The organism is Turicibacter bilis, from assembly GCF_024499055.1.
Lineage (GTDB): Bacteria > Bacillota_I > Bacilli_A > MOL361 > Turicibacteraceae > Turicibacter > Turicibacter bilis.
The window spans coordinates 2,521,864-2,543,771 of record NZ_CP071249.1 but is presented as its reverse complement, the minus strand read 5'-3'; the positions used below and the strand labels follow the sequence as shown (position 1 = coordinate 2,543,771).

The 21,908-nt window shown below is 34.5% G+C and carries 20 protein-coding genes; 6 read left to right on the top strand and 14 right to left on the bottom strand.

From position 1 onward, the window contains the following. Positions 1-58: 58 nt before the first annotated feature. From J0J69_RS12270 to glpK, 7 genes are all read right to left on the bottom strand, one after another. Positions 59-1,303 (bottom strand): aminopeptidase P family protein, encoded by a 1,245-nt coding sequence (locus tag J0J69_RS12270; RefSeq protein ID WP_212725456.1) that lies wholly within the window; start codon positions 1,301-1,303, stop codon positions 59-61. Positions 1,304-1,488: 185 nt separating this feature from the next. Next, positions 1,489-1,926 carry an NUDIX hydrolase gene (locus J0J69_RS12265; RefSeq protein ID WP_055243334.1) on the bottom strand — a complete coding sequence of 146 codons (438 nt, stop codon included), beginning with the start codon at positions 1,924-1,926 and terminating at the stop codon, positions 1,489-1,491. Between the two features lie 42 nt (positions 1,927-1,968). Then, complete coding sequence (locus J0J69_RS12260) at positions 1,969-2,115, bottom strand: hypothetical protein (protein WP_156343919.1); 147 nt, start codon at positions 2,113-2,115, stop codon at positions 1,969-1,971. 442 nt (positions 2,116-2,557) lie between these two features. Beyond that, positions 2,558-3,238, bottom strand: a complete 681-nt coding sequence (locus J0J69_RS12255; RefSeq protein WP_055276975.1) for a DUF554 domain-containing protein — start codon at positions 3,236-3,238, stop codon at positions 2,558-2,560. A gap of 267 nt (positions 3,239-3,505) precedes the next feature. Continuing rightward, positions 3,506-4,039 carry a GNAT family N-acetyltransferase gene (locus tag J0J69_RS12250; protein ID WP_055276973.1) on the bottom strand — a complete coding sequence of 178 codons (534 nt, stop codon included), beginning with the start codon at positions 4,037-4,039 and terminating at the stop codon, positions 3,506-3,508. Then, entirely contained in the window at positions 4,040-4,366 is a 327-nt protein-coding gene (locus J0J69_RS12245; RefSeq protein WP_055243337.1) for an inorganic diphosphatase, read from the bottom strand. 135 nt (positions 4,367-4,501) lie between these two features. Then, positions 4,502-5,989, bottom strand: coding sequence for a glycerol kinase GlpK (gene glpK / locus J0J69_RS12240; protein ID WP_212725455.1), 1,488 nt, complete (start codon positions 5,987-5,989; stop codon positions 4,502-4,504). Between the two features lie 131 nt (positions 5,990-6,120). Here glpK and J0J69_RS12235 point away from each other — a divergent pair, with 131 nt between their 5' ends. Next, the gene (locus J0J69_RS12235; RefSeq protein WP_212725454.1) at positions 6,121-6,663 is read left to right on the top strand and encodes a hypothetical protein; all 543 of its coding nucleotides are present in this window, start codon (positions 6,121-6,123) and stop codon (positions 6,661-6,663) included. 77 nt (positions 6,664-6,740) lie between these two features. Further along, complete coding sequence (locus tag J0J69_RS12230) at positions 6,741-7,199, top strand: hypothetical protein (RefSeq protein WP_055243339.1); 459 nt, start codon at positions 6,741-6,743, stop codon at positions 7,197-7,199. A gap of 725 nt (positions 7,200-7,924) precedes the next feature. Here the strand turns inward: J0J69_RS12230 and J0J69_RS12225 are convergent. The 5 genes from J0J69_RS12225 to J0J69_RS12205 all read right to left on the bottom strand — a co-directional run bounded on the left by J0J69_RS12225 (position 7,925) and on the right by J0J69_RS12205 (position 15,217). Continuing rightward, on the bottom strand, positions 7,925-8,935 hold the full coding sequence (locus J0J69_RS12225; protein ID WP_237252333.1) for a helix-turn-helix transcriptional regulator: 1,011 nt from the start codon (positions 8,933-8,935) through the stop codon (positions 7,925-7,927). A 218-nt stretch (positions 8,936-9,153) separates the two neighbouring features. Continuing rightward, the gene (locus tag J0J69_RS12220; protein WP_212725453.1) at positions 9,154-11,082 is read right to left on the bottom strand and encodes an arabinogalactan endo-1,4-beta-galactosidase; all 1,929 of its coding nucleotides are present in this window, start codon (positions 11,080-11,082) and stop codon (positions 9,154-9,156) included. A gap of 434 nt (positions 11,083-11,516) precedes the next feature. Continuing rightward, positions 11,517-12,497, bottom strand: a complete 981-nt coding sequence (galE, locus tag J0J69_RS12215; RefSeq protein ID WP_055276963.1) for a UDP-glucose 4-epimerase GalE — start codon at positions 12,495-12,497, stop codon at positions 11,517-11,519. 12 nt (positions 12,498-12,509) lie between these two features. Further along, positions 12,510-14,024: a UDP-glucose--hexose-1-phosphate uridylyltransferase gene (galT, locus tag J0J69_RS12210; protein ID WP_212725452.1), complete on the bottom strand. Its 1,515-nt coding sequence runs from the start codon at positions 14,022-14,024 to the stop codon at positions 12,510-12,512. Between the two features lie 23 nt (positions 14,025-14,047). After that, positions 14,048-15,217, bottom strand: a complete 1,170-nt coding sequence (locus J0J69_RS12205; protein WP_212725451.1) for a galactokinase — start codon at positions 15,215-15,217, stop codon at positions 14,048-14,050. 231 nt (positions 15,218-15,448) lie between these two features. Here J0J69_RS12205 and J0J69_RS12200 point away from each other — a divergent pair, with 231 nt between their 5' ends. The 4 genes from J0J69_RS12200 (at position 15,449) to J0J69_RS12185 (ending at position 19,819) form a co-directional block, all read left to right on the top strand. After that, a complete protein-coding gene (locus J0J69_RS12200; protein ID WP_055243343.1) occupies positions 15,449-16,453 on the top strand; it encodes a LacI family DNA-binding transcriptional regulator in 1,005 nt (334 codons plus the stop codon). A gap of 25 nt (positions 16,454-16,478) precedes the next feature. Then, complete coding sequence (locus J0J69_RS12195) at positions 16,479-17,486, top strand: aldose epimerase family protein (RefSeq protein ID WP_212724893.1); 1,008 nt, start codon at positions 16,479-16,481, stop codon at positions 17,484-17,486. A 747-nt stretch (positions 17,487-18,233) separates the two neighbouring features. Further along, positions 18,234-18,683, top strand: a complete 450-nt coding sequence (locus J0J69_RS12190) for a GNAT family N-acetyltransferase (protein ID WP_055304922.1) — start codon at positions 18,234-18,236, stop codon at positions 18,681-18,683. 71 nt (positions 18,684-18,754) lie between these two features. Beyond that, a complete protein-coding gene (locus J0J69_RS12185) occupies positions 18,755-19,819 on the top strand; it encodes a branched-chain amino acid aminotransferase (RefSeq protein ID WP_212724894.1) in 1,065 nt (354 codons plus the stop codon). A gap of 75 nt (positions 19,820-19,894) precedes the next feature. Here the strand turns inward: J0J69_RS12185 and J0J69_RS12180 are convergent, their stop codons facing one another. Further along, positions 19,895-21,154, bottom strand: coding sequence for a sugar ABC transporter substrate-binding protein (locus tag J0J69_RS12180; protein WP_212724895.1), 1,260 nt, complete (start codon positions 21,152-21,154; stop codon positions 19,895-19,897). 384 nt (positions 21,155-21,538) lie between these two features. Further along, positions 21,539-21,766 (bottom strand): HPr family phosphocarrier protein, encoded by a 228-nt coding sequence (locus J0J69_RS12175; RefSeq protein ID WP_055244983.1) that lies wholly within the window; start codon positions 21,764-21,766, stop codon positions 21,539-21,541. Positions 21,767-21,908 lie beyond the last annotated feature (142 nt).

The window sequence follows — 21,908 nt, the reverse complement described above, 5'->3', positions numbered from 1 at the left end:
ATTGTTTCAATCCCTAGCAATTGAGGATACATTTTCTTCGAAAATGCCAGGGAACCCCTTAGCGCTGAGAACCCATGAAGTTCTCAATGTCTTCTACCGATTTGATGATGTCTTTTGATAAGTTTTCGTGTCCATCTTTTGTCACTAATATATCATCTTCGATACGGATTCCGATTCCTTCTTCAGCAATATATAATCCTGGTTCAATTGTAATAACCATACCTGGTTGTAAGACACCACCACGTCCACCAACATCATGTGTATCTAATCCTAAATAGTGTCCGATTCCATGGTAATAGTATTTTGATAATTCTTCATCTTTTTCAATTAACCCAAGTTTCTTACATCCTTCAGCTAACTTTCTACGAGCAAATTCATTAACATCTTGTAGAGAAACTCCAGGCTTAATGATTTCAATAGTTGCTAACTGCGCATCTAAAACAGCCTGATAAACATCACGCTGACGATCTGTAAACTTCCCGTTAATTGGGAATGTACGTGAAATATCAGAACAATAATAGTTCCACTCACATCCTAAGTCAAATAAAATTAAATCTCCATCGCGACAGATTGAATCATTTTTATCATAATGTAAAACTGTGGCATTAGCTCCAGAAGCTGCAATCGTATGGAACGATGTCTTTTTAACCCCTTCTGTTTTAATCGTGAAATTATAATATGCTTCTAATTGATACTCATACATTCCTGGTTTTGAGTTTCTCATTAAACTCTCAATTCCTAAACGTGTTTTTTCAATTGCTGTACGCATATTTGCAATCTCATCTTCTGATTTAATTAAACGTAAAGCGGTAATATCGTGATAAATATTTTGTACGTGCAAAAATGGATATTGACGTTTTAATTCTTTGGCAAATAAAGTTTGAATCGTATCTGAATGATGATATGATCCACGTTCAAAGTCAAAGTACGCATTTTCAAATCCTTCGTTTAATAACCAACGACCTAACATGTTGCGTAACTCACTTTCAGGGAAGACATTTTTAATTCCTGAAATTTCTGTTGCTTCTTCTTTACTCATTCGTTTTCCAGTCCATTTTTCTTCTACTTCTGAAACTGTCTCAATGAATAAATAATCTTCCATAACTCCATTAAATTTACGTAAGACATACGCCATTTTTGGACGATCTAAGTTCGTTAAGTAATAGAAGTTACGATGTGGTGTATATTCATAAAATTGATCACCTGAACGCACGGGTGCATCTCCTGAAAACAAAATTAATAACGAGTTATCTTTAATATTGGCCCCTAATTTTTGACGTCTAAATTTTAAAGTGTCTAACATAAAAGCTCACTCCTTTTCAAAATATTGCTACTATTATAGCATATATTAATTCATTCAATTATTGTTTTTTTGTAAGAATTTTATTCATCTCCTATTTTAAACAAAAAACACTAATTTAATCATAGAAAAAGACATCCTGAGTTACAGAATGTCTTCTTCTATGACGAGGCACTTGTCACCTCATCCTACAATAAGTGAGTCACTTGCTTAATTGCCCATGCTTGATGATCAAGATGTAATTGACTTAAACAATCCTCTAAACTCATCCAGACTAATTCATGGTCATGTTCAATCGGCTGTGCCACTTGTTCAAGATACGTCGCTAAATAAAAGTGTCCTGTTGCATGTAAATAAAGATCACGATACATCGAATAGTAGTAATTAGATGCCTTACAAACAAATTGATTAATTTCAATCTCCCAGCCAAGCTCTTCTAAGCATTCACGACGTAAACAAGCTTCTTTACTTTCAGTGCCTTCTAATCCACCACCTGGTAAAAAATAACCATGAGGTAGACGAATAGTAGCCACTTCATTTTTATCATTTAAAATAATGGCATAAACCCCTTCTCGATCAACATACGTTTGACCAGATAGCTTTTCACCAAAAACATCATCAACCATTTCGTACACTTCCAATCTTTAATTAAATCTCACCGCTTATTTTTAAATAATAACCAGGAATTGCATCAATTCCCCCATTACACGTTTAATATCAGCCGAATTTTTAAACCAACTCTCTTTATTAATTCGTTGGATTTCAATCAGACAAATCATAATTTTAGCTTTCGGATATGCCCATTGAAAATACATCAAGCAACGTCTTGTATGAAATACTTGTATACAAAAAATGGCTTTTTCTACCTCAACTCCTAGTTAATCCGTCACTTGATGGCATTTATATACCTTTTTGAATTAAAACATCTCACATAAACACCTACTCTGTCTCATATGGATGAGGATATTATTTGATCACCTCATCAGGTAGACTAAGGTCATCTGCAAGTACACTATATTTCCCCGCAAGAAGATCGTTAGCATCTCCTTTCGATCATCATTTAGCTGCTTGAAAACAAGACCGTAGAATAAAGATAATATGCTCTGTCTCTAACTCGTGATCAACAAAAATACATTCGGTAATATCCCTAATCACGAAACATCCACTTATTTTCACTTTCGATTATAACGAGTTCAATATACAACATTTGTCACTTTTTGACCATTTTGATTGATAAGTGCAAAAAGTCACTAACCCCTACATGATTAAAGATAAAAGAATGGGAATAAAAATTGCAGGAACAAAGTTCATTAATTTTAAATTCGTCATTCGAAGCATATTCAAGGCAAGTCCAATAATTAATAATGATCCAACCCCCGTCATTTCAGCAATCACCATATCAGTTAAAAAAGGAGCCATCAAACTCGCAAGAAAGGTGATTCCACCTTGATAGATCAAAACCAAAACACTTGATAAGATAACTCCCACTCCTAAACTCGTTGAAAAAATTAACGCTGATATTCCATCTAACATTGCTTTCGTATAAAGCATCGAGGTATCACCTTTTAGTCCATCTTGTAAAGCGCCAACAATCGCCATGGCTCCAACACAAAACAATAAACTTGCACTCACAAATCCTTCAGAAATTGAAACATATTCATCCTTACTTTTAAACTTATTCTCTAGCCAATTTCCTAATTGAGTCACACGTTCATCTAAATCTAATAACTCACCAATTAACGTTCCAATTACCATTGATAAAATAAGCATTAATACATTTTTTGCTTGTAGCGTTCCACTGATACCAATATATAGTACACATAGTGCTAACCCATTCATGACTTGATTTCCAAATCGCTTAGGCAATCCTTTTTTTAATACAAGTCCGATACTCCCCCCTAAAATAATCGCCCCTGCATTCACAACTGTCCCTAACACTATGACGCCCCCTTTCTTTTGTCATGAAGAAATTATACATAAATCTTTCAAAAAATAACAGTAAAGAAATTAAAAAAAGATTCACAGCTATGTACCCAATAACTACACTCTAAGAAAAAGAAAAAAACTAAATCAATTGCCACTGAATCACCTCAACCACAATCAATCTAGTTTTTTCACTGCTAATCACACCCCTATTGCTCTTTTATTATAATACACTTATTAAGCTTCATTTGTCATTTATTGTAAAATATCCCCTTCAAATTTCTACATTAATTTCAAGATTAGTGTGTTAAATCGTTTTTTAATAACTTTAAACCCTAACTTCTTATATAAAGCTAATGCTTCCTGATTTGTCTTCATCACATCAAGAAGATATTCACTTACTTTTATTTCATCCAAAATATATTCTATTAATTGTGTCGCAATGCCTTGGCGACGAAAGCTTGGATGTATAACTAATGAATTTAAATATATTTGATTATCATTCACAACAACTGCGTCTCTCATAACCTTGTAATAAAATCGTAGAAATTTAGACCACCCTGTCATCTTTCTAACATCTTTTAGACTCACTTCAAATGAAGCATGTTCCCTCGTTGAATAAGTCAATACACCTACCAGTTGTTCTTTATACAATGCAATAAAGCATTGTTCACACCTCATCGCAGTACTAAATAACTGAATTAATACCTCTTCCTCTATTTTTAAAGTTAAAAATATATCCTTAAACTGCTCAATTAAAAAGCTAACAACTTGGTTAATTTCATAAAATTCAACTCGTCTAATTGTCACTTCCATCTAATCACTCATTTCAATTGTCGATTGAAAAAATCTTTCTTGAAATTCAACTAAAGCCTTAATCTGTGATTCATTATATCGATACCGATCGCGACAAACAACTAACTTATCTTCCACATCATCTTGTCGATGAATAATCGCCACGACATAACCTTCAAATCTATCTAATGGTTCAAACTCTCCGATAACATAAGCATCTACTTCTTCGCCATCACCCGCTACAGTATCTGGAATATAGCCATAATTCAACGGATAAATGAACCCATGTTTCGGATGTTTTGATCCGAGTGGACGATCCATCATCACAGTAACTTTCTGACCAATCATCACTTTCACTCCCTTCTTATTCCGTACGATAAAGCTAAATAAATTTTACTATAATTAATAACTACTCTTTTACTTTTATTATGACGATATAAGAAGCAATCATTTTTAATCATTCAACGTATTAATTAAGTTCTCTTATGATTTGAAAATACGTACCGCTGCAATGGCTTTTTTCCATCCTCCATACAATGTTTCTCGTTGTTCTTCTGTAATTGTGGCTTTATATTGTTGATTCGATTGCCAATAAGAAGCGATCTCATCCATACTTTTATAAACACCCGTTGCAAGCCCTGCTAAATAGGCGACACCTAAGGCGGTTGTTTCTGTTGTCATCGGAACAGATACATCAACTCCTAAAATATCACTTTGGAATTGCATTAAAAAGCCATTTTTAGCAGCACCACCGTCTACTTTTAAAACATTCATCGAGTGCCCTAAATCTTCTTCCATCGCGGTAATCACATCTTTACTTTGATACGCAATCGCTTCAAGCGTCGCACGAATAAAATGTTCTTTGCTTGTTCCTCGGCTTAAACCAAACACACCACCACGAACATCACTATCACAATAGGGCGTTCCTAGCCCAACAAAGGCTGGGACAACATATACACCACCGCAATCTGTTACACGATTTGCATAGTCTTCCGAATCCTTAGCATGTTTAATTATGCGAAGTCCATCGCGCAACCATTGAATCGCGCTCCCACCAATAAAGACGCTCCCTTCTAAGGCATAATGTATTTCATTATTAATTTTCCAAGCAATCGTTGTTAGTAAGCCGTGGCTTGAAAGAACTGGCTCAGTTCCTGTATTCATTAAGACGAAACATCCCGTTCCATATGTGTTTTTAACATCACCTTTATAAAAGCAATTCTGACCAAATAAAGCTGCCTGTTGGTCACCACAAACTGCAGCAATGGGTAGCGGGATCCCTGTCATATAATCCATCGTATACGTATAGACTTCTGAAGTTTGTCTCACTTCAGGTAAGATACTCTTTGGAATACTGAATAGCTCTAGTAATTCCTCATCCCATGTTCCTGTATGAATATTAAATAGTAATGTACGTGAAGCATTCGTCACATCTGTAATATGTGTTTTTCCCCCTGATAGCTTCCAAACTAAGTAACTATCCACCGTCCCAAATAACACCTCACCTTTCGCCACTTTCTCTTGAATTCCTGGAACATGATCTAGTAAAAAGCGAATTTTTGACGCAGAAAAGTAAGGATCAATTAAAAGCCCTGTCTTTTCTTTAACGATAGCTTCTAGCCCTTGAGCTTTCCAGTTTTCACAAATGGATTCTGTCTGTCTCGATTGCCAGACAATTGCATGATAAAGTGGGCGCCCTGTTTTTTTATCCCATAAAATTGTTGTTTCACGTTGATTTGTAATCCCAATTCCTTTAATATCCTGAACATCAATTTTAGGGGATAATAAGACGCTATTTAAAACAGATAATGTAGAAATCCAAATCTCATTCGCATCTTGCTCCACCCATCCCGATGTTGGATATAAACAAGTAATCTCACGTTGTGACTGTTCAATAACCTGACCTTGTTTATTAAAGACAATCGCCCTTGTACTTGTCGTCCCTTGATCAATTGCTAGTATTAAGTCCATTTCACCCTCTCCTTTAATAAAAGAAACCGTTTCACTTATTATACCACGTTTTAATTTTACCAATCATATAAATGATAAAGCCTCTGCTATGTGCATACAGTTTATAGACGACGTAATTTATTGGAGGATTTATGTTTAAAAAACTGAAGCGTCAGCTCATGCTTGCCTTAGTGCTTTTTCTTATCGCCGATTTATTGGCGATTTATCTGACGACAACTCATCCTTCATCGATTCCAAAACATTTACAATCCCGCTTAACTCACAAGATTGAGATAGTGGATCAAATTCGCGTGAATGAAATGGAATTTATCCTCTATCATGACTTAGCAACAGATCAATTAGATATCGCCTGGTATGAGCCCAATACTCTTTTGTTTTGGCGATATAACTTTTCTGGGGGGCACACCACTTCAAGTGGGGCCTATGTGAACCGATGTCAGACCTATCAAACATCAGATTATTTCCTCGTTTGGGGAATCAATGAAGACTTACGAGCAAGTACGTTAAAAATATCATTAAACAATGAAACCTTTATTGAAGATTTATCACAAGAGCTTTATTTTATAAAGGTTTATCCTTTAAATGGAGAATTTCCAGATACCATTTATTGTTCATTTTATAATAAAAATCATGAAAATATCTCTTCTTATTTCTTCGAATCTTTTAGTCAATAATGATACAATTTCGTCAAATTCTCCCTTCTTGTTGAATAAACTATAGGTAAGACAAGAAATAAAAGGGGGATTTTTCTATGACTAAAGAGTATTATATTACTTATAAGCGTCATGAAGGCTCTATTGACTTTAGTGGAAATGGAGTCGACATTTATTACCTCTTCTTTGTCATTCATGAATTAGGGCGTCTGATCTATGAACTTGAGTATGAAGATATTCTAGACCCAAATGTTTTAGTAACCTTGAAACAATTAAACCTTCATCAAACCATTGCAGAAATTGAACGTATGATTCGATACATGAGCAAACACCCAGCTCCTTCCATTGAACTTATTGCTCATGTTGAGACCAATTATGATGAAGACCCAACAGCTACTATTCAACTCATCGAAATGAATGGAAAACATTCCAAAACAGAACTCATGAGTGACCTTTATCTATTCCAATTATTTTCTCACATGAATTTGTTGCAAGGTTATAGCTTTTCAGATTCAGAAGTCATCACTGAATCAAAAAAAGATTATCTTCTCACATAAATAAAACCACCCATTTTTTCATGGGTGGTTTTACATTTTAGATCTCCAACACATTGAAGTTTTTAATAATAAAGTTGCCGCCAAAAGCAAGTGATGGTGACAAAGTAGTGATTAATCACCTATTTTTCAAAAAAAGTTAATACATTCCTTTCGTGTAATCACAATTGCTTCATCCCCCTCAGAATGAAACGATAACTCTATCATTAGAGCTTGTGAGTCACAAAGATTAATTTACCATATGCTGAATGCGGTTTCAACATAAAAGATGTGTCTTTTTGATGGTATTCGATTGAAATCCTCTCCAAGTAAAAAGAATATCATTCAATTTCATCAAATAATGCTAACACAATACCTAAATAAAAAAGCGACTACTTCCTCCCAATTAGAAGCAATCGCTTAATGAAGCTTTCCCGATATAAAACTTCATTTCAAACTTATAAACTATCATAAAGTAAATAATAAAAATTTAAAAATTATTTTTCCATTATTAAAGTAATAACCCCTTATTACTTTATACTTTCCCCGCTAATTAAACTCTCTCGCATCACTCTAATCTTAATAATTTACCCTAAATAAATACCCATCTTGTATTGACATTGATTATAAATCTCCCAAATTTATAACCCACAACACTAAAAAAACGAAACAATTGAATCAAAACATTACCCATAATTTATTTTATATCGATTCCCACGCCGATATAAAACCCCAAATAACATGACACCCTAAAGGTTGTACATGCTTGATAAACGTCTAAGTTCATCTTTCATTTCTTCCACTAAACTAGGTGGTGATAATACTTTGATATTACTTGATTGGCTGAATAACCACATGACAATCCCTTTACCATATACTTCAGCCTCAATTACATATTTATCAAAGTCTTGTTCTAAAATGGTATCTGTTGGTAAACGATCAAGTACAGGTTCAATTTTGGAACCATAAAATTCAAACTTTAATTTAATTAACTCGCCAAGAAACATAAACTGTATTCTTTTTCTAAACTCTCCTTCTTCAAATCGGTTAGAATAAGGCAAGTAAAATTGACGATTTATTACACGATAATTTTCAAATCGATCAACTCGAAAGACTCGCAAATAATTATTATTTAGTGTTTCACTACTATATAAATCATATTTCGTTTCTTCCATATAGGCAATTAAATAAAAGTAAAAATCTGAAAACATGATACTTACTGGTTTTAAGTGCCGACGTAATCGTTTATGGTCTCCTCGAATATATGAGACTTCTATAATCTGTCGATTATGAATAATCTCACTTAACTCCCAAACTTTATCTAATACATCGCGATTATGTTTTAATGGAACATAATTAAATAATTCGTTTCCAATGAGCTCTTTAATCAATTTACGATCCGATAACTCTAGCTGATTCAGTAATGTATTAATTAAATAATTCATTTCTTTCTCGTTAAAAGCTCGACTCGCTAATAAAATCTTTACCATCGCTAACAAACCTTCTCGTTTCAAGTTTTGATTCTCGCTTCCTAGTAGCTGATAACCACGATATTTACGGCTATATTTTAACTCTAAACTTGCATATTCAGGCTGATTTGCTAAATAGAATTTGATTTGCTCAATATCTCGTTGGATTGACTTATTATTTACACCAAACTCAAGAGCTAATTGTTCTTTATTTAATACCTTTCCCTTTACTAAACGCTCATAAATAGATAAAATCCGATGAACTCTGTGATCTTTCTCTTTATACATCATTATACCATTTCCTCAACATTATATCATTTTACCTGGACATACATTGTCCATTTATATAAATTATATGACATTTATCACACTTTTTGTGTAAAATATATAAAATTTAACAAAATTGAGGCATTTATATTAGAGGGTTATCTTTAATAAAAAGCAATAAAAAAAGTAAACTAAACACAAGCTAAACAGCTCAACTTAATGCTAGTTCACTTTTTAATTTACTATTTTATGCAGTATCTATCTAATCCAACGGCTACACTTCCTAACCCGATGAATAAAGCTCCAACTAATAAAGTTATTCCAACAAATCCTGTTTCAGGTTTATCTACTGGCTCCTTACTTCCTTCACTTTCATTTGGCTTTTGTTGTGATACATCTTCTGCTTCTTCTTGATTCATCTTATCTACTACTGGAGTAGCCACCTTAGCCTTGTTAACAGTAATATTATACGTCTCTTCTAATATTTCTCCATTATAAACCTCTACTTTAAAGATATTTTCCACATCATTTAAATCAAAAATTAATTCTTCATTCGTCAATATTTTACCATTAACCTTAAGAAGCGTTGCATTTTGAGGCCATGTTAAATTCACAGTAAGAGTATCTTCTATATTAGTTATAGGCGTTTGGGATACATTAAAGTGTACAGTTTTTACTTCAGACTTAATATTTGATACACTATACCCTTTTCCATTTTTATCTAATTGTAATTTATTATCTCCCAAATAAACAACTAAATTAAATACCTCTCCTCCTGTTTCTGGTTGACTTGGCTCATCCTTATCTTCTTCAGGGGCTGGTGTAGACTCATTTGGTTCTTCTTTATCTCCTTCTTCTTCTCCTGTCTGCTCAGTAGTTGCTCCAGTAAAGATATATTTAAAAACATTCAATGATTCTAATGGCTTACCCTCAAAATCGAATAAACCTTCATTATCAACTGCACTTCCACCATACCATTTACCAGCATCCTCTGGATCATATTCACTTGCATAACTTGAAGCCCAACCCGATCCATATTGCTCCCATAATAATTGATTGGCTTCTTTCTGTTCACTAGGCCCAACTGGAATCCACGCCGGTTCCCAATAAAAAACGCCTAACCCTGCATCTCCAACATTACTAACAGCTTGAAACACATTTCTAACATGTTCCGCTTGCCCTTGAACGGATGCTTCATAAGCCAATACAGGTTCACTCTCAGAGACTGTATTAGGATGTCCATCACCATCTTCAAAGGTATTAACATATGAAGTTTCAGCAACCATGACTTTTTTACCATAAGTATCTGCAATCTGTTGTAGTTGACTTGTTAAATTCTCTAATGTTCCATGCCAATACGGATAATATGAAGTTGCAAAAACATCATAATCAACCCCATTATCATGTAAGTCTTTTGAAATCCATTCATAACCTCTTTCAGGATTTGTCATATGCACAGCTACTAAAATAGTTTCATCAATCTCACGAACCGCTCGACTTCCTGCATTCATTAGTTGGGCAATATCCCAAAATGAAACTTTTTCATATTTCTCATCCCATGTCGAGCAGCCGACGAAACTATAACCCGTTTCATTCCCAATCTGAACCATTCCTACATCGATACCCGCATCAATTAATTTTTGTAAGCTCTCTTTTGTAAACTGATAAATAGCCTCTTGCTTTTCATTTAAACTATATCCTTGCCATTCTTTCGGCGCTTGTTGTTTCGCAGGATCTGCCCAGAAATCAGAGTAATGGAAATCAACTAATAACTTCATTCCATATTGAGTGGCACGCTTTCCAATCTCAACAGCTGTATCAATATCATTATTTCCGCCACCATAACCATTTCCTTCACTATCATATGGATTATTCCATACTCTAACCCTAATATAATTCACACCTGATTCAGCTAATGTTTTAAATATATCTTGTTCTTCCCCCTCAAAATTAAAAAACTTCACACCACTATTCTCTAATGAGATGACACTTGAAACATCAACCCCTCGAATAGTCTCATCTGAAATCCCTGTCACTTTTTCAACGTTAATACCTGAATGTACTACCTCAGAATCTTTCTCAGATTGAGCATTAGAACTGACTGATGTAGAAAATAAAAATACTAGTAAAATAGAAACAGTTACAAATAATTTAAAAAATAATTTATCCATATAATATCCCCCTCCATTTATGAAAGCGCTTAATATAAATTATATCATAGTAAAATATTTTGTAAATGTTTTCTAAGTTTTTCGCTAAAATTTATTATTTTACAAGAACCATCCATAGTAGTAGCGATGATTTTTACACCTCAAAAATTTGACTCCTTATTTTAGTTTTAATGAAGCCAAGGTCAACATCTTGATGAAAATAAAATTTTACCTATATACAAACAGAAATAAAATCTACATTGGCTACAACACTCTAAATGTTTGATAGTTATGCCGTGAAATGCAGACTATAGTCCAGGGGCCACACCTGCCATTTTCGAAGAAAATGTATCCACTGCTAGTAGGGATCTAAAAGTTTTTACGATGTAAAAAACTTATCTGGACTTATATAAACAAAAATAGCACCCAATAATGGATGCTATCGAATGACTTTTCTATTGTTTCATTTTTTGTTTTTCAACTGCCCAAGCACTTGCAATCATATCTTTAACAGCTGGATGTTTTGGTGTCCATCCTAAAATTTCTTGTGCTTTTGCACTAGATGCGATTAATTTAGCTGGGTCACCTGCACGACGCGGTGAGATAATTGCCGGAATTGGATGCTTCGTTACTTCACGTGCCGCTTCAATCATTTCAAGAACACTGAATCCTTCTCCATTTCCTAAGTTACAAATGGTACTAGCTCCACCGTTAACTAAATATTGCATCGCTAAAATATGTGCCTCTGCTAAATCACAAACGTGGATGTAGTCACGAATACAAGTTCCATCTGCTGTGTCATAATCATCTCCGAAGACATTAATTGCTTCGCGTCGTCCTGATGCAACTTGTAAAATGATTGGAATTAAGTGAGTTTCTGGATCATGTTTCTCACCGATTACCCCCGATGGATGAGCTCCCGCTACGTTAAAATAACGTAATGACACATAGTTTGCCCCGTGAGCTTTATGATACCAGTTAATCATACGCTCCATCGCTAATTTTGTTTCTCCATAAACATTTGTTGGATTTGTTGGATCCGTTTCTAAAATTGGAATATTTTGTGCCTCTCCATATGTTGCCGCTGTTGATGAGAAGACGATGTTATTAACGCCACAGTCAACCATCGCTTTTAATAAAACATTAGTTCCGCTCATATTATTATCATAATATTTATAAGGATTTGTCATACTTTCACCAACTAATGAATAAGCCGCAAAATGAATGACTCCATCTACCTTTTCTTTACGTAACACTTCTGTCATAAAACGATAATCTGCAATACTTCCATGATAGAAAGTTGCATCTTTATGAACATCTTGACGATGTCCTGTGACTAAATTATCAACAACAACAACTTCATGTCCTTGTTCAATTAAAGCATATACAGCATGAGATCCAATATACCCTGCTCCACCTGTTACTAAAACCTTCATTTCTCTTCCTCCTTATAATGAACGATTGATAGTATTAATAAAACGTTGAATACCTTCTAATCCTTCATCTGTTAATTTATATACACCACAACACTCTAAAATTTCAACAAATTTTTGTCCAACTTCAGTTTCAATAACAGACATAGCTTCATCAGATGCTACTGATTCGTAGCGTGTTAGCATTTCATTTAACCAAGGAAGATGCTTTTCAAGTCCTGCTTCCTCTAACATATTCGCATCACGAGCAACTAGCGCTTGTTTCACTACTTCTAACTCGTCTTTAAGACGACCTGGTAAAACAGCTAATCCCATGACCTCAATTAAACCTATGTTCTCTTTCTTTAAATGATGTAAGTGAGCATGTGGATGATAAATTCCATCTGGATGCTCGTCTGATGTACGGTTATTTCGTAACACTAAATCTAACTCGTATTTTCCGTTTTTAAAACGTGCGATTGGTGTAATCGTATTATGAGGCACCCCATCTGTGTGGGCAAAAATACCTAATGCCTCATCACTGTACTCACGCCATGTGTTTAGAATGATTTCTCCTAGTTCAACAAGGCGCTCACGATTTTCACCTTTTAAACGTAAGACACTTAATGGCCAATTAACAAATCCAACTTCAACATCTTTAAAGTTTAAAACATTTAATGTTTTTAAAATCGGTGCTGTTTCCATTGCGAACTGATAAGCTCCCCCTTGGAAGTGATCATGTGTTAAAATCGATCCTCCAACAATCGGTAAATCCGCATTTGAACCTAGGAAGTAGTGTTTAAATTGATCAACAAATTGTAATAAACGCTCAAATGTTAAACGAGAAATTTTCATTGGTTCATGAGCACCTTTTAAAACGATGCAATGTTCATTGTAGTAAACATATGGTGAGTATTGTAAGAACCATTCTTCATTCGTTAATTCTAATGGAATAATACGATGGTTTTGGCGAGCTGGATGATTTAATGTTCCAGCATAACCAACGTTTTCTTTACACAATAAACATTTTGGATAGTTTGAACTTGGTAAGCTTTTTGCCAAAGCGATGGCTTTTGGATCTTTTTCAGGCTTTGACAAGTTAATCGTAATATCTAAATCCCCGTATAGGGTTGTTGTTTTCCAGCTTAAGTTTTTAGCTACACGGCTGACGCGAATATAGTTTGAAGCTTTGCTTAAATCATAATAATACTTTGTTGCTTCTTCTGGATTTTGAGCATGAAGATTGTTAAATGTTTTAATCACTTCAGATGGACGTGGCATTAAACAATCCATGATTTTAGTATCTAATAAATCACGATGATCCACGCTGTCACACTCAAGCACTCCATTTGATGCTGCATAATCTAAGATAGCCCCTAAAATTTCACTTGGGTTTTCCATTGATGGTAGTTCCACCGCTTCATATTCAAACGATGGAACTCTTAAAATATCAATGATTTTATTGGCAGCGTATAATAAATCTGCCTCTTCAATCATGTGATGCTGTAATCCAAAACTGATTAAACGATTAATTTCATAATTGATATTCATGCTCTACTCTCCCCTTATGTCAACTAAGCTAATGTTTTTGTTCCGTCTCCAATCGTTGCTACATATAACTCAGCATCATAACCGATTGCTTCTTTATATCCCTTAGCGATTGCTTCTTTAACCGCTTCTACTGCATCATTTCGAACTAACGCAATGGCACATCCACCAAATCCAGCACCCGTCATACGTGCTCCTAATACACCCTCTTGCGCCCACGCTAATTCAACAATTGTATCTAACTCTTTACCTGTAACCTCATAATCATCACGTAATGATTTATGTGATTCATTTAATAATTTTCCAAATCGATGTACATCTCCACTTGCTAATACTTCAATCGCTAATTTTACACGTTCATTTTCAGTAACAGCATGTTTAGCACGGCGATATAAAACATCTTTATTTATCACATTTGATACACGATCAAATTCAGCAACTGTTAAATCACATAAGAAGTTAATATCTACTACTGTTTTTAATAACTCTAATGCCGCGTCACATTCTTGACGACGCTCATTATATTTTGAATCCGCTAACTCGCGTTTTTTATTCGTATTCATGATTAAAATAGAATGTTCTCCTAAATTTGCCTTTGCATACTCATAGCTTAAATCATTGGTATTTAACTTAATCGCGTAATCTTTTTTCCCCATTCCGATAGCAAACTGATCCATGATTCCACAGTTCACCCCAACATAAACGTTCTCAGCTTTTTGAGATAATTTCACCATATCGATCATTGAAATGTCATATCCATGTAATTCTTTTAAAATTTGAGAAACTAGTAATTCGAGCGAAGCTGATGATGATAGTCCTGAACCGTTTGGAATGGTTCCGTAAACATATGCATCAAATCCAGTTGGAATTTCAAATCCTACTTCTTTAAATTGCACCATCACACCTTTGACATAAACACTCCAGTGCTCATCATCTGCATGTGATAAATCAGTTAAATCGAACTCGATGATTCCTCGGTCCTCAAAGTTCCCTGAGTATAAGCGTACTTTTTGATCTTCACGAGGTGCAACAACGGCATATGTTCCGTAAGTAATCGCAGATGGGAAAACACATCCCCCGTTATAATCAATATGTTCCCCAATTAAGTTAACACGTCCCGGTGAGAAAAATAATTTTGTATTTTCATTTTCCCCAAATACCTTTTCAAATGCTGATTTTAAATTTTCAATATTCATTCTTTAATCTTCCTCTCTATGTTTATTCATTCTCTGATTGACTCTCATCTGATCGCTATACTAAAATTCTATACTTTTTTAGTAAAAAAATCAATAGAACTTTCTTAAAACCCTTACATTTTTCAGAATTTGTTGAGTTGATGCTGTTTTATTTTATGAAACTTAATGATAAAATAATAAACGAAACAATGATGAACGCATTCATTTTTTTACGAAGGGAGGCTATCACAAATGGCTAAAATTAAAGATATTGCCGATTTAACTGGTTTTTCAATTACAACAGTTTCACGTGTATTAAACCAAGATAAAAATTTCAACGTATCGGATGAAACAAGATTAAAAATTATGGCAACAGCTGAGAAATTAAATTACGTTCCATTAAGCAAACGTAATAAATCAAGCAAAAAAAATATAACCTTAACAATTGGACTTGTTTATTGGTACTCAGTGGCTGAGGAAATTACTGACCCTTACTACATGTCCATTCGTTTAGCTATCGAAAATCATTGCCAATTACATAATATCAACTTACAAAAAATCTACTTACCTATGAAATCATTTGATGATATCTCAGCGATGAATTTAGATGGATTAATCGCATTAGGAAAGTACAGTGAAGAGGAAATTCAAACGCTTCACACACTAAACCAACACCTTGTTTTAGTGGATTGTTACTCTAAACATTACAACATTGATGTCGTAATGGCCGATTTAAAAGAGGCCACGAAAGATATCATTTCTTATTTACTTGATTTAGAACTGAAAAAAATTGGTTTCATCTGTGGAATTGAAAAAACATTAGATGGACAAGAATTATTAGATATTCGTTTAACAACTTACATTAATCAAATGTCTAAGCTTAAATCATTCAATCAGAACAATGTTTATTTGGGGGCTTTCACGGCAGATTCAGGATATGAAATTATGTCGGAGATTATTAAACAAGGAAAATTATTAGATGCTTATATCGTCGCTTCAGATGCCATGGCTATTGGCTGCTTAAAAGCATTAAACGAAAATAATATTAAAGTGCCTGATGTTGTTTCAATCATTAGTTACGATAATATCTCATTATCACAATATACCATTCCATCATTAACAACAATTGATATGAATACAAAACACATGGGTGAAACTGCACTAGATTTACTTGTAGAACGTATTAATAACGATCGTGAAATTGCTAAAAAGGTTACCATTCCAACACGATTAATTAAGCGAGCAAGTAGTTTATAACCATCAGATGAGGGGGAAATTTTAAATGGTTACTTACAAAAAATTAGAAAAAGGGACATTCAATGGTGTTAATGTCATTGAATACAGCATGAAAAATGAAGCATTAGAAGTTCGATTTTTAAACATCGGTGGAGTGCTCACTAAAATTGCAATGGCTGAGGACCAATATGAACAAAACTTAGTCTTAAACTACGATCATATCGAAAGCTACTTTAATAATGGATGCTACTTAAATGCCATTATTGGACGCACTTCAAATCGAATTAAAAATGGGCAATTTACGATTAATGGGCAAACTTATCAATTAGATTTAAACAATGGACCAAATAACTTACACGGTGGGGCACAGTGCTTAACTTATGCTGATTTTGAAGTTACTGAAGTTGATTCAGGATACGAGTTAACAACGGTTCTTCCACATCAAGCAGAAGGCTTCCCCGGAAACTTAAGTGTCAAAGTTCGCTATACATTAGAACAGAACAGTTTCATCGTGTCTTACGAGGCAACAACGGATCAAGATACCATTGTAAACTTAACACAGCATGCTTACTTTAACCTATCTGGTAATCTAAGCACAAACATTTATAATCACGAACTTCAAATTAAAGCAGATTATATCGCTGAAATCGATGATAACTTATCGTTTACTGAAAAGTTAATCCCTGTTTCTAACACATTATTCGATTTCAATACACCGACTATCGTCAATCCTGAAACAAAAGAAGTATTACCATTATTCGAAAAAGCATCGGGATACGATCACCTATACCTATTATCGGATACGAAAGATGTCGTAACATTTAAAGATTTAACATCAAATCGTACATTAAAAGTTTCAACAACATCGCCTTCTATGCAATTTTACGCTGGTAACTTCTTAACTGAAGATTTAGTCTTTGAAAATGGCCGTCACGGAGAACGCCATTTAGGCGCTTGTTTTGAAACACACTTGGTCCCATTTGATTTTGAATCACAACTCTTAAAACCAGGTGAAGCTTACTCACAAAGCACAACATTCACATTCACAAAATAACCCAAAAGGGCTGCCTCAACATGAGACAGCCCTTTTACTATGCACTTTTTACTCCATTCATCAAAGTCCACTTAATCTTACATGTTGACTGTTTCACCTAGTAAATATATAAGTCCAGATAAGTTTTTTACATCTTAAAAACTAAAGCCCTAGCAGTTGAGGATTAGATTTCTTTCAGAAATCACTAGGTGACCCAAGCCCTAGCAGTTGAAGAATAGATTTCTTTCAGAAATCACTAGGTGACCCAAGCCCTAGCAGTTGAGGATTAGATTTCTTTCAGAAATCGCTAGGTGACCCAAGCCCTAGCAGTTGAGGATTAGATTTCTTTCAGAAATCGCTAGGTGACCCAAGCCCTAGCAGTTGAGGATTAGATTTCTTTCAGAAATCGCTAGGTGACCCAAGCCCTAGCAGTTGAGGATTAGATTTCTTTCAGAAATCGCTAGGTGACCCAAGCCCTAGCAGTTGAGGATTAGATTTCTTTCAGAAATCGCTAGGTGACCCAAGCCCTAGCAGTTGAGGATTAGATTTCTTTCAGAAATCGCTAGGTGACCCAAGCCCTAGCAGTTGAAGAGACATTTTCTTCGAAAATGCTAGGAACCTCTGGACTACAGAATGCCTACGTATCAAAGGGAATAACCAACTAAGACTGATATAGAATTGTAAAGTACATTTCTACTTCTATATAGTTAATAATTCATCTCTTTATCTCATATGTTAGCAATAGACAGAAGAAGGGAGGGACTATAAATGCGAATTGCTTATTATGAGGCCGAGTATTTAGAGGAATGCGCAGAACTTTTACAAAAGGTTTATAACAATGAGCAATGGGGATGTCATTGGTCAGAAATAAAATCAAAAAAATATATTGCAGAATTAAGTCAGATTCCACGCTTTGTTGGATTTCTTCTTTTAAATGATGAGGAAGAACTAATTGGGGCTGCACTTTGCCATGAACGAACATGGTGGTATAAAGATGAGCTCTTTATTGATGAATTCTTTATTGATCCAGACTCACAACAACGGGGATACGGTTCAAAGTTACTCAAATATATGACTAAATATTCAAAAGAACAAAAATTGGCTGGGTTAACTTTAATGACAAATAATCTGATTGTCGCTGATTTCTATCATAAAAATAAATTCCATGATCATGAAATCTATTTTATGTACAAGGGTGTTGAAAATATTGCAGACTAAATGAATTTTAATCTTGTCATCCTCCTCTAAAAAAGGTATAACCACCTAACTAATAGAAGGGAGAAATGTGCATGGAATTTAAAATCGAACGCGCAAAACAATTAAAAGAAAAACCAGTTGAGACAAAATTAGGATTTGGTCGTCATTTTTCTGACCATATGTTAGTCATTGATTATACGGAAGGAATCGGTTGGCACGATGGACGAATCATACCGTACGGACCGATTGAAATGGATCCTGCTTGCATGGTCTTACACTATGCCCAAGAAACATTCGAAGGGTTAAAGGCTTATCGACATACTGATGGGAGCATTGCCCTATTCCGTCCAGAAATTAATGCACAACGCTTAATTAAATCAAATGAGCGTCTTTGTATGCCTCCTGTTCCAGTTGATTTATTTTTAAAGGGAATTGAAGAACTCGTCAAATACGAACAAGACTGGGTACCAAAAGAACCAAGAACATCACTTTATATTCGCCCATTCTGCTTTGCAACAGAGTCAGGAGTTGGATTACATCCTGCGAAAAAATATAAATTTGTCGTTATCCTTTCACCTGTCGGTGACTACTATCCTGAAGGGGTCAATCCAGTAAAAATTTGGGTTGAAGATGAATATGTACGAGCTGTCAAAGGAGGAACTGGTTTTGCTAAATGCGGAGGTAACTATGCAGCAAGTATCGCGGCTCAAGTCAAAGCTGAACAAAATGGTTATACCCAAGTGCTTTGGTTAGATGGTGTTCACCGAAAATACGTTGAAGAAGTGGGAACAATGAATGTTATGTTTTTAATTAATGACACCGTTGTAACGACCCCACTAGAAGGTTCTATTTTACCTGGTGTCACTCGTGATTCAATCATTACTCTTTTAAAAGATTGGAGAGTAACTGTTGAAGAACGTCATTTAAGTATTGATGAACTCATGGAAGCGGGACGAACTGGCGCTTTAAAAGAAGCTTTTGGAACGGGGACAGCAGCCGTTATTTCACCTATCGGAGAGCTTCATTACAAAGATGAAACAGTAATAATCAATGATTTTAAAACTGGAAAATTAACTAAAAAATTATATGATACATTAACTGGCATTCAATGGGGTCGAGTTGAAGATCCCTATCATTGGGTAAAAATTTTAAAATAGAGAAAAACTGAGACTCGATGGTAAGAGTCTCAGTTTTTTAGTCATGAAAAAAGAGGACGGTTGCCCTCTTCTTCATTATTTTGTTAATTCTAATGCTGCATTAAAATCTTCTAACGCTTTAGCTGCTGCTTCTTCAGGAGTTGCTAAACCTTCCCAAACTGAACGATATAATGTTTCCGCTGGTGTCCAAAAGCTTGCCATTTCAGGAATACTTGGCATTGCCTCAGAGAACTGAGCTTGTTCTAAGATCCCCATTACATACTGATCATCAGAAAGGCCATCGATAACACTTGGATCTTTTAAAGCCGGAATAGATCCACGAACTTTATAAAGAATTTCTAATCCTTCATCAGAAACCATAAATTCTAACACTTCACGAGCTGCTTCAGCATTTTTTGTATAAGAGCTCATACACGCAATAATATTTCCTGAGAATGTAACAGGCTGATTACCATTAATTGTTGGAATAGTTGTAATTCCCCATTCAAAATCAGCATTTTTTTGAATTTCAGAAATCGCCCATGGTCCAACAATAATATAAGGAACTGTTCCTTTAGCAAATTCAACTTCAACAGTATCTATTGTTAAGTCAGCGTAAGGGACATCTAAATATTGTCTCATTGATTGATAATAAGTTAATCCATCAATAACCTCTTGAGTATTAAAGTTAATTTTTTCTGGATCATTATGATCTGGTCCAAATAATTCATATCCAAATGCAGTTAAGAAGAAATGCATCGTATATGAATTTCCTGTTTCCATTCGAATGATAAATTTATTTTCTGCTGTATTATTAAATTCGTCCCCTTGAGCTTTAATCTCATCCCAAGTTTCCGCTACTTCAAATCCATATTTATCTAATAATGTTTTATTATAGAAAAATGCAACTGATTCAGTTGATAGTGGAACCCCATAATACGTTCCGTCAAACTCAACTGTTTGTACTGATCCCTCGATGAAACGCTCCTGAACTTGGCTTGTTAACTTCTCACCTAAGGGTAATAAGATTTGTGATTGAATTGATTGAGCCATTCCATCGTGTGGCTGAATGAAGATATCTGGCCCTACCCCCGCTGGACCATCTAACTCTAATTTTGTACGAGTATCTGTCGACTCCACATGCTCCCACTGAATATCATACTGTGGGTATTTTGCTTCAACTGCCTCTTCTAAAGCCTCTGCATATTCATCATAATCTAACCATAATTTAACGACTGTTTTTCCATCATCTGTTGACTGTACCTTATTTTCATCTTTTGGTGCATCATTACTGCACCCTACTAATCCCGCTACAGATAATCCAGTTGCTAATAAGATTGACATTACTTTTTTCATTCAATACTTCCCCCTCACAATTTAAATAATCTTCACTGAATAGTTCATTTTACTACTAATCTTTAACTTTTTCTCATGATAGACAACGGCATTGATTTTTTACACTTATCAGAAAACATTTGTCAATCAATTCCTATCTATCCTATCATTTTACCTTCGGTGATCATTTCTCTCACTCATAATGGTAACGATTACATTTTAGCATATTTTAATAATATTGTGCTTAATATTTACGAAAAAAAATAATAATATAAACTGTTTTATCTTTTCATTTCAAACAATCTTACAAATTCCCATCTTACTAAAATAAAAAAGACATGTTTAACACATGTCCCTTTTAATGAGCACTTCATTTGTCTAAAAATGTCTATTAACAGTAACATCTTAAATTAAGTAAGGTGTTAACTCACCCTTTAATACCGAAGCATTCAACGTATGTGCACGAACAGTCATAGGTACTCCAATACCTAAACTTAATACCCCTAAAATCGATTTAGCATCTACTTGATATGCATCTCGTTGCAATTGAATTTCATAGCCATAGTGGTTCGCAATATTAACAAACGCTTTAACATCTTCAATCGAATGAAATTGAACCTGATACATTCTCATCAAAATCACAATCCTTTCTGACACATAACTGCCATCTTCTAATAAAATCATATTCCTTATAATAACGACTCGTTCAAAGAAAACGTATCGCAAACTTCTGCGACCATCCCAATTCTTGATAGATAACAATCCTCAATCATAT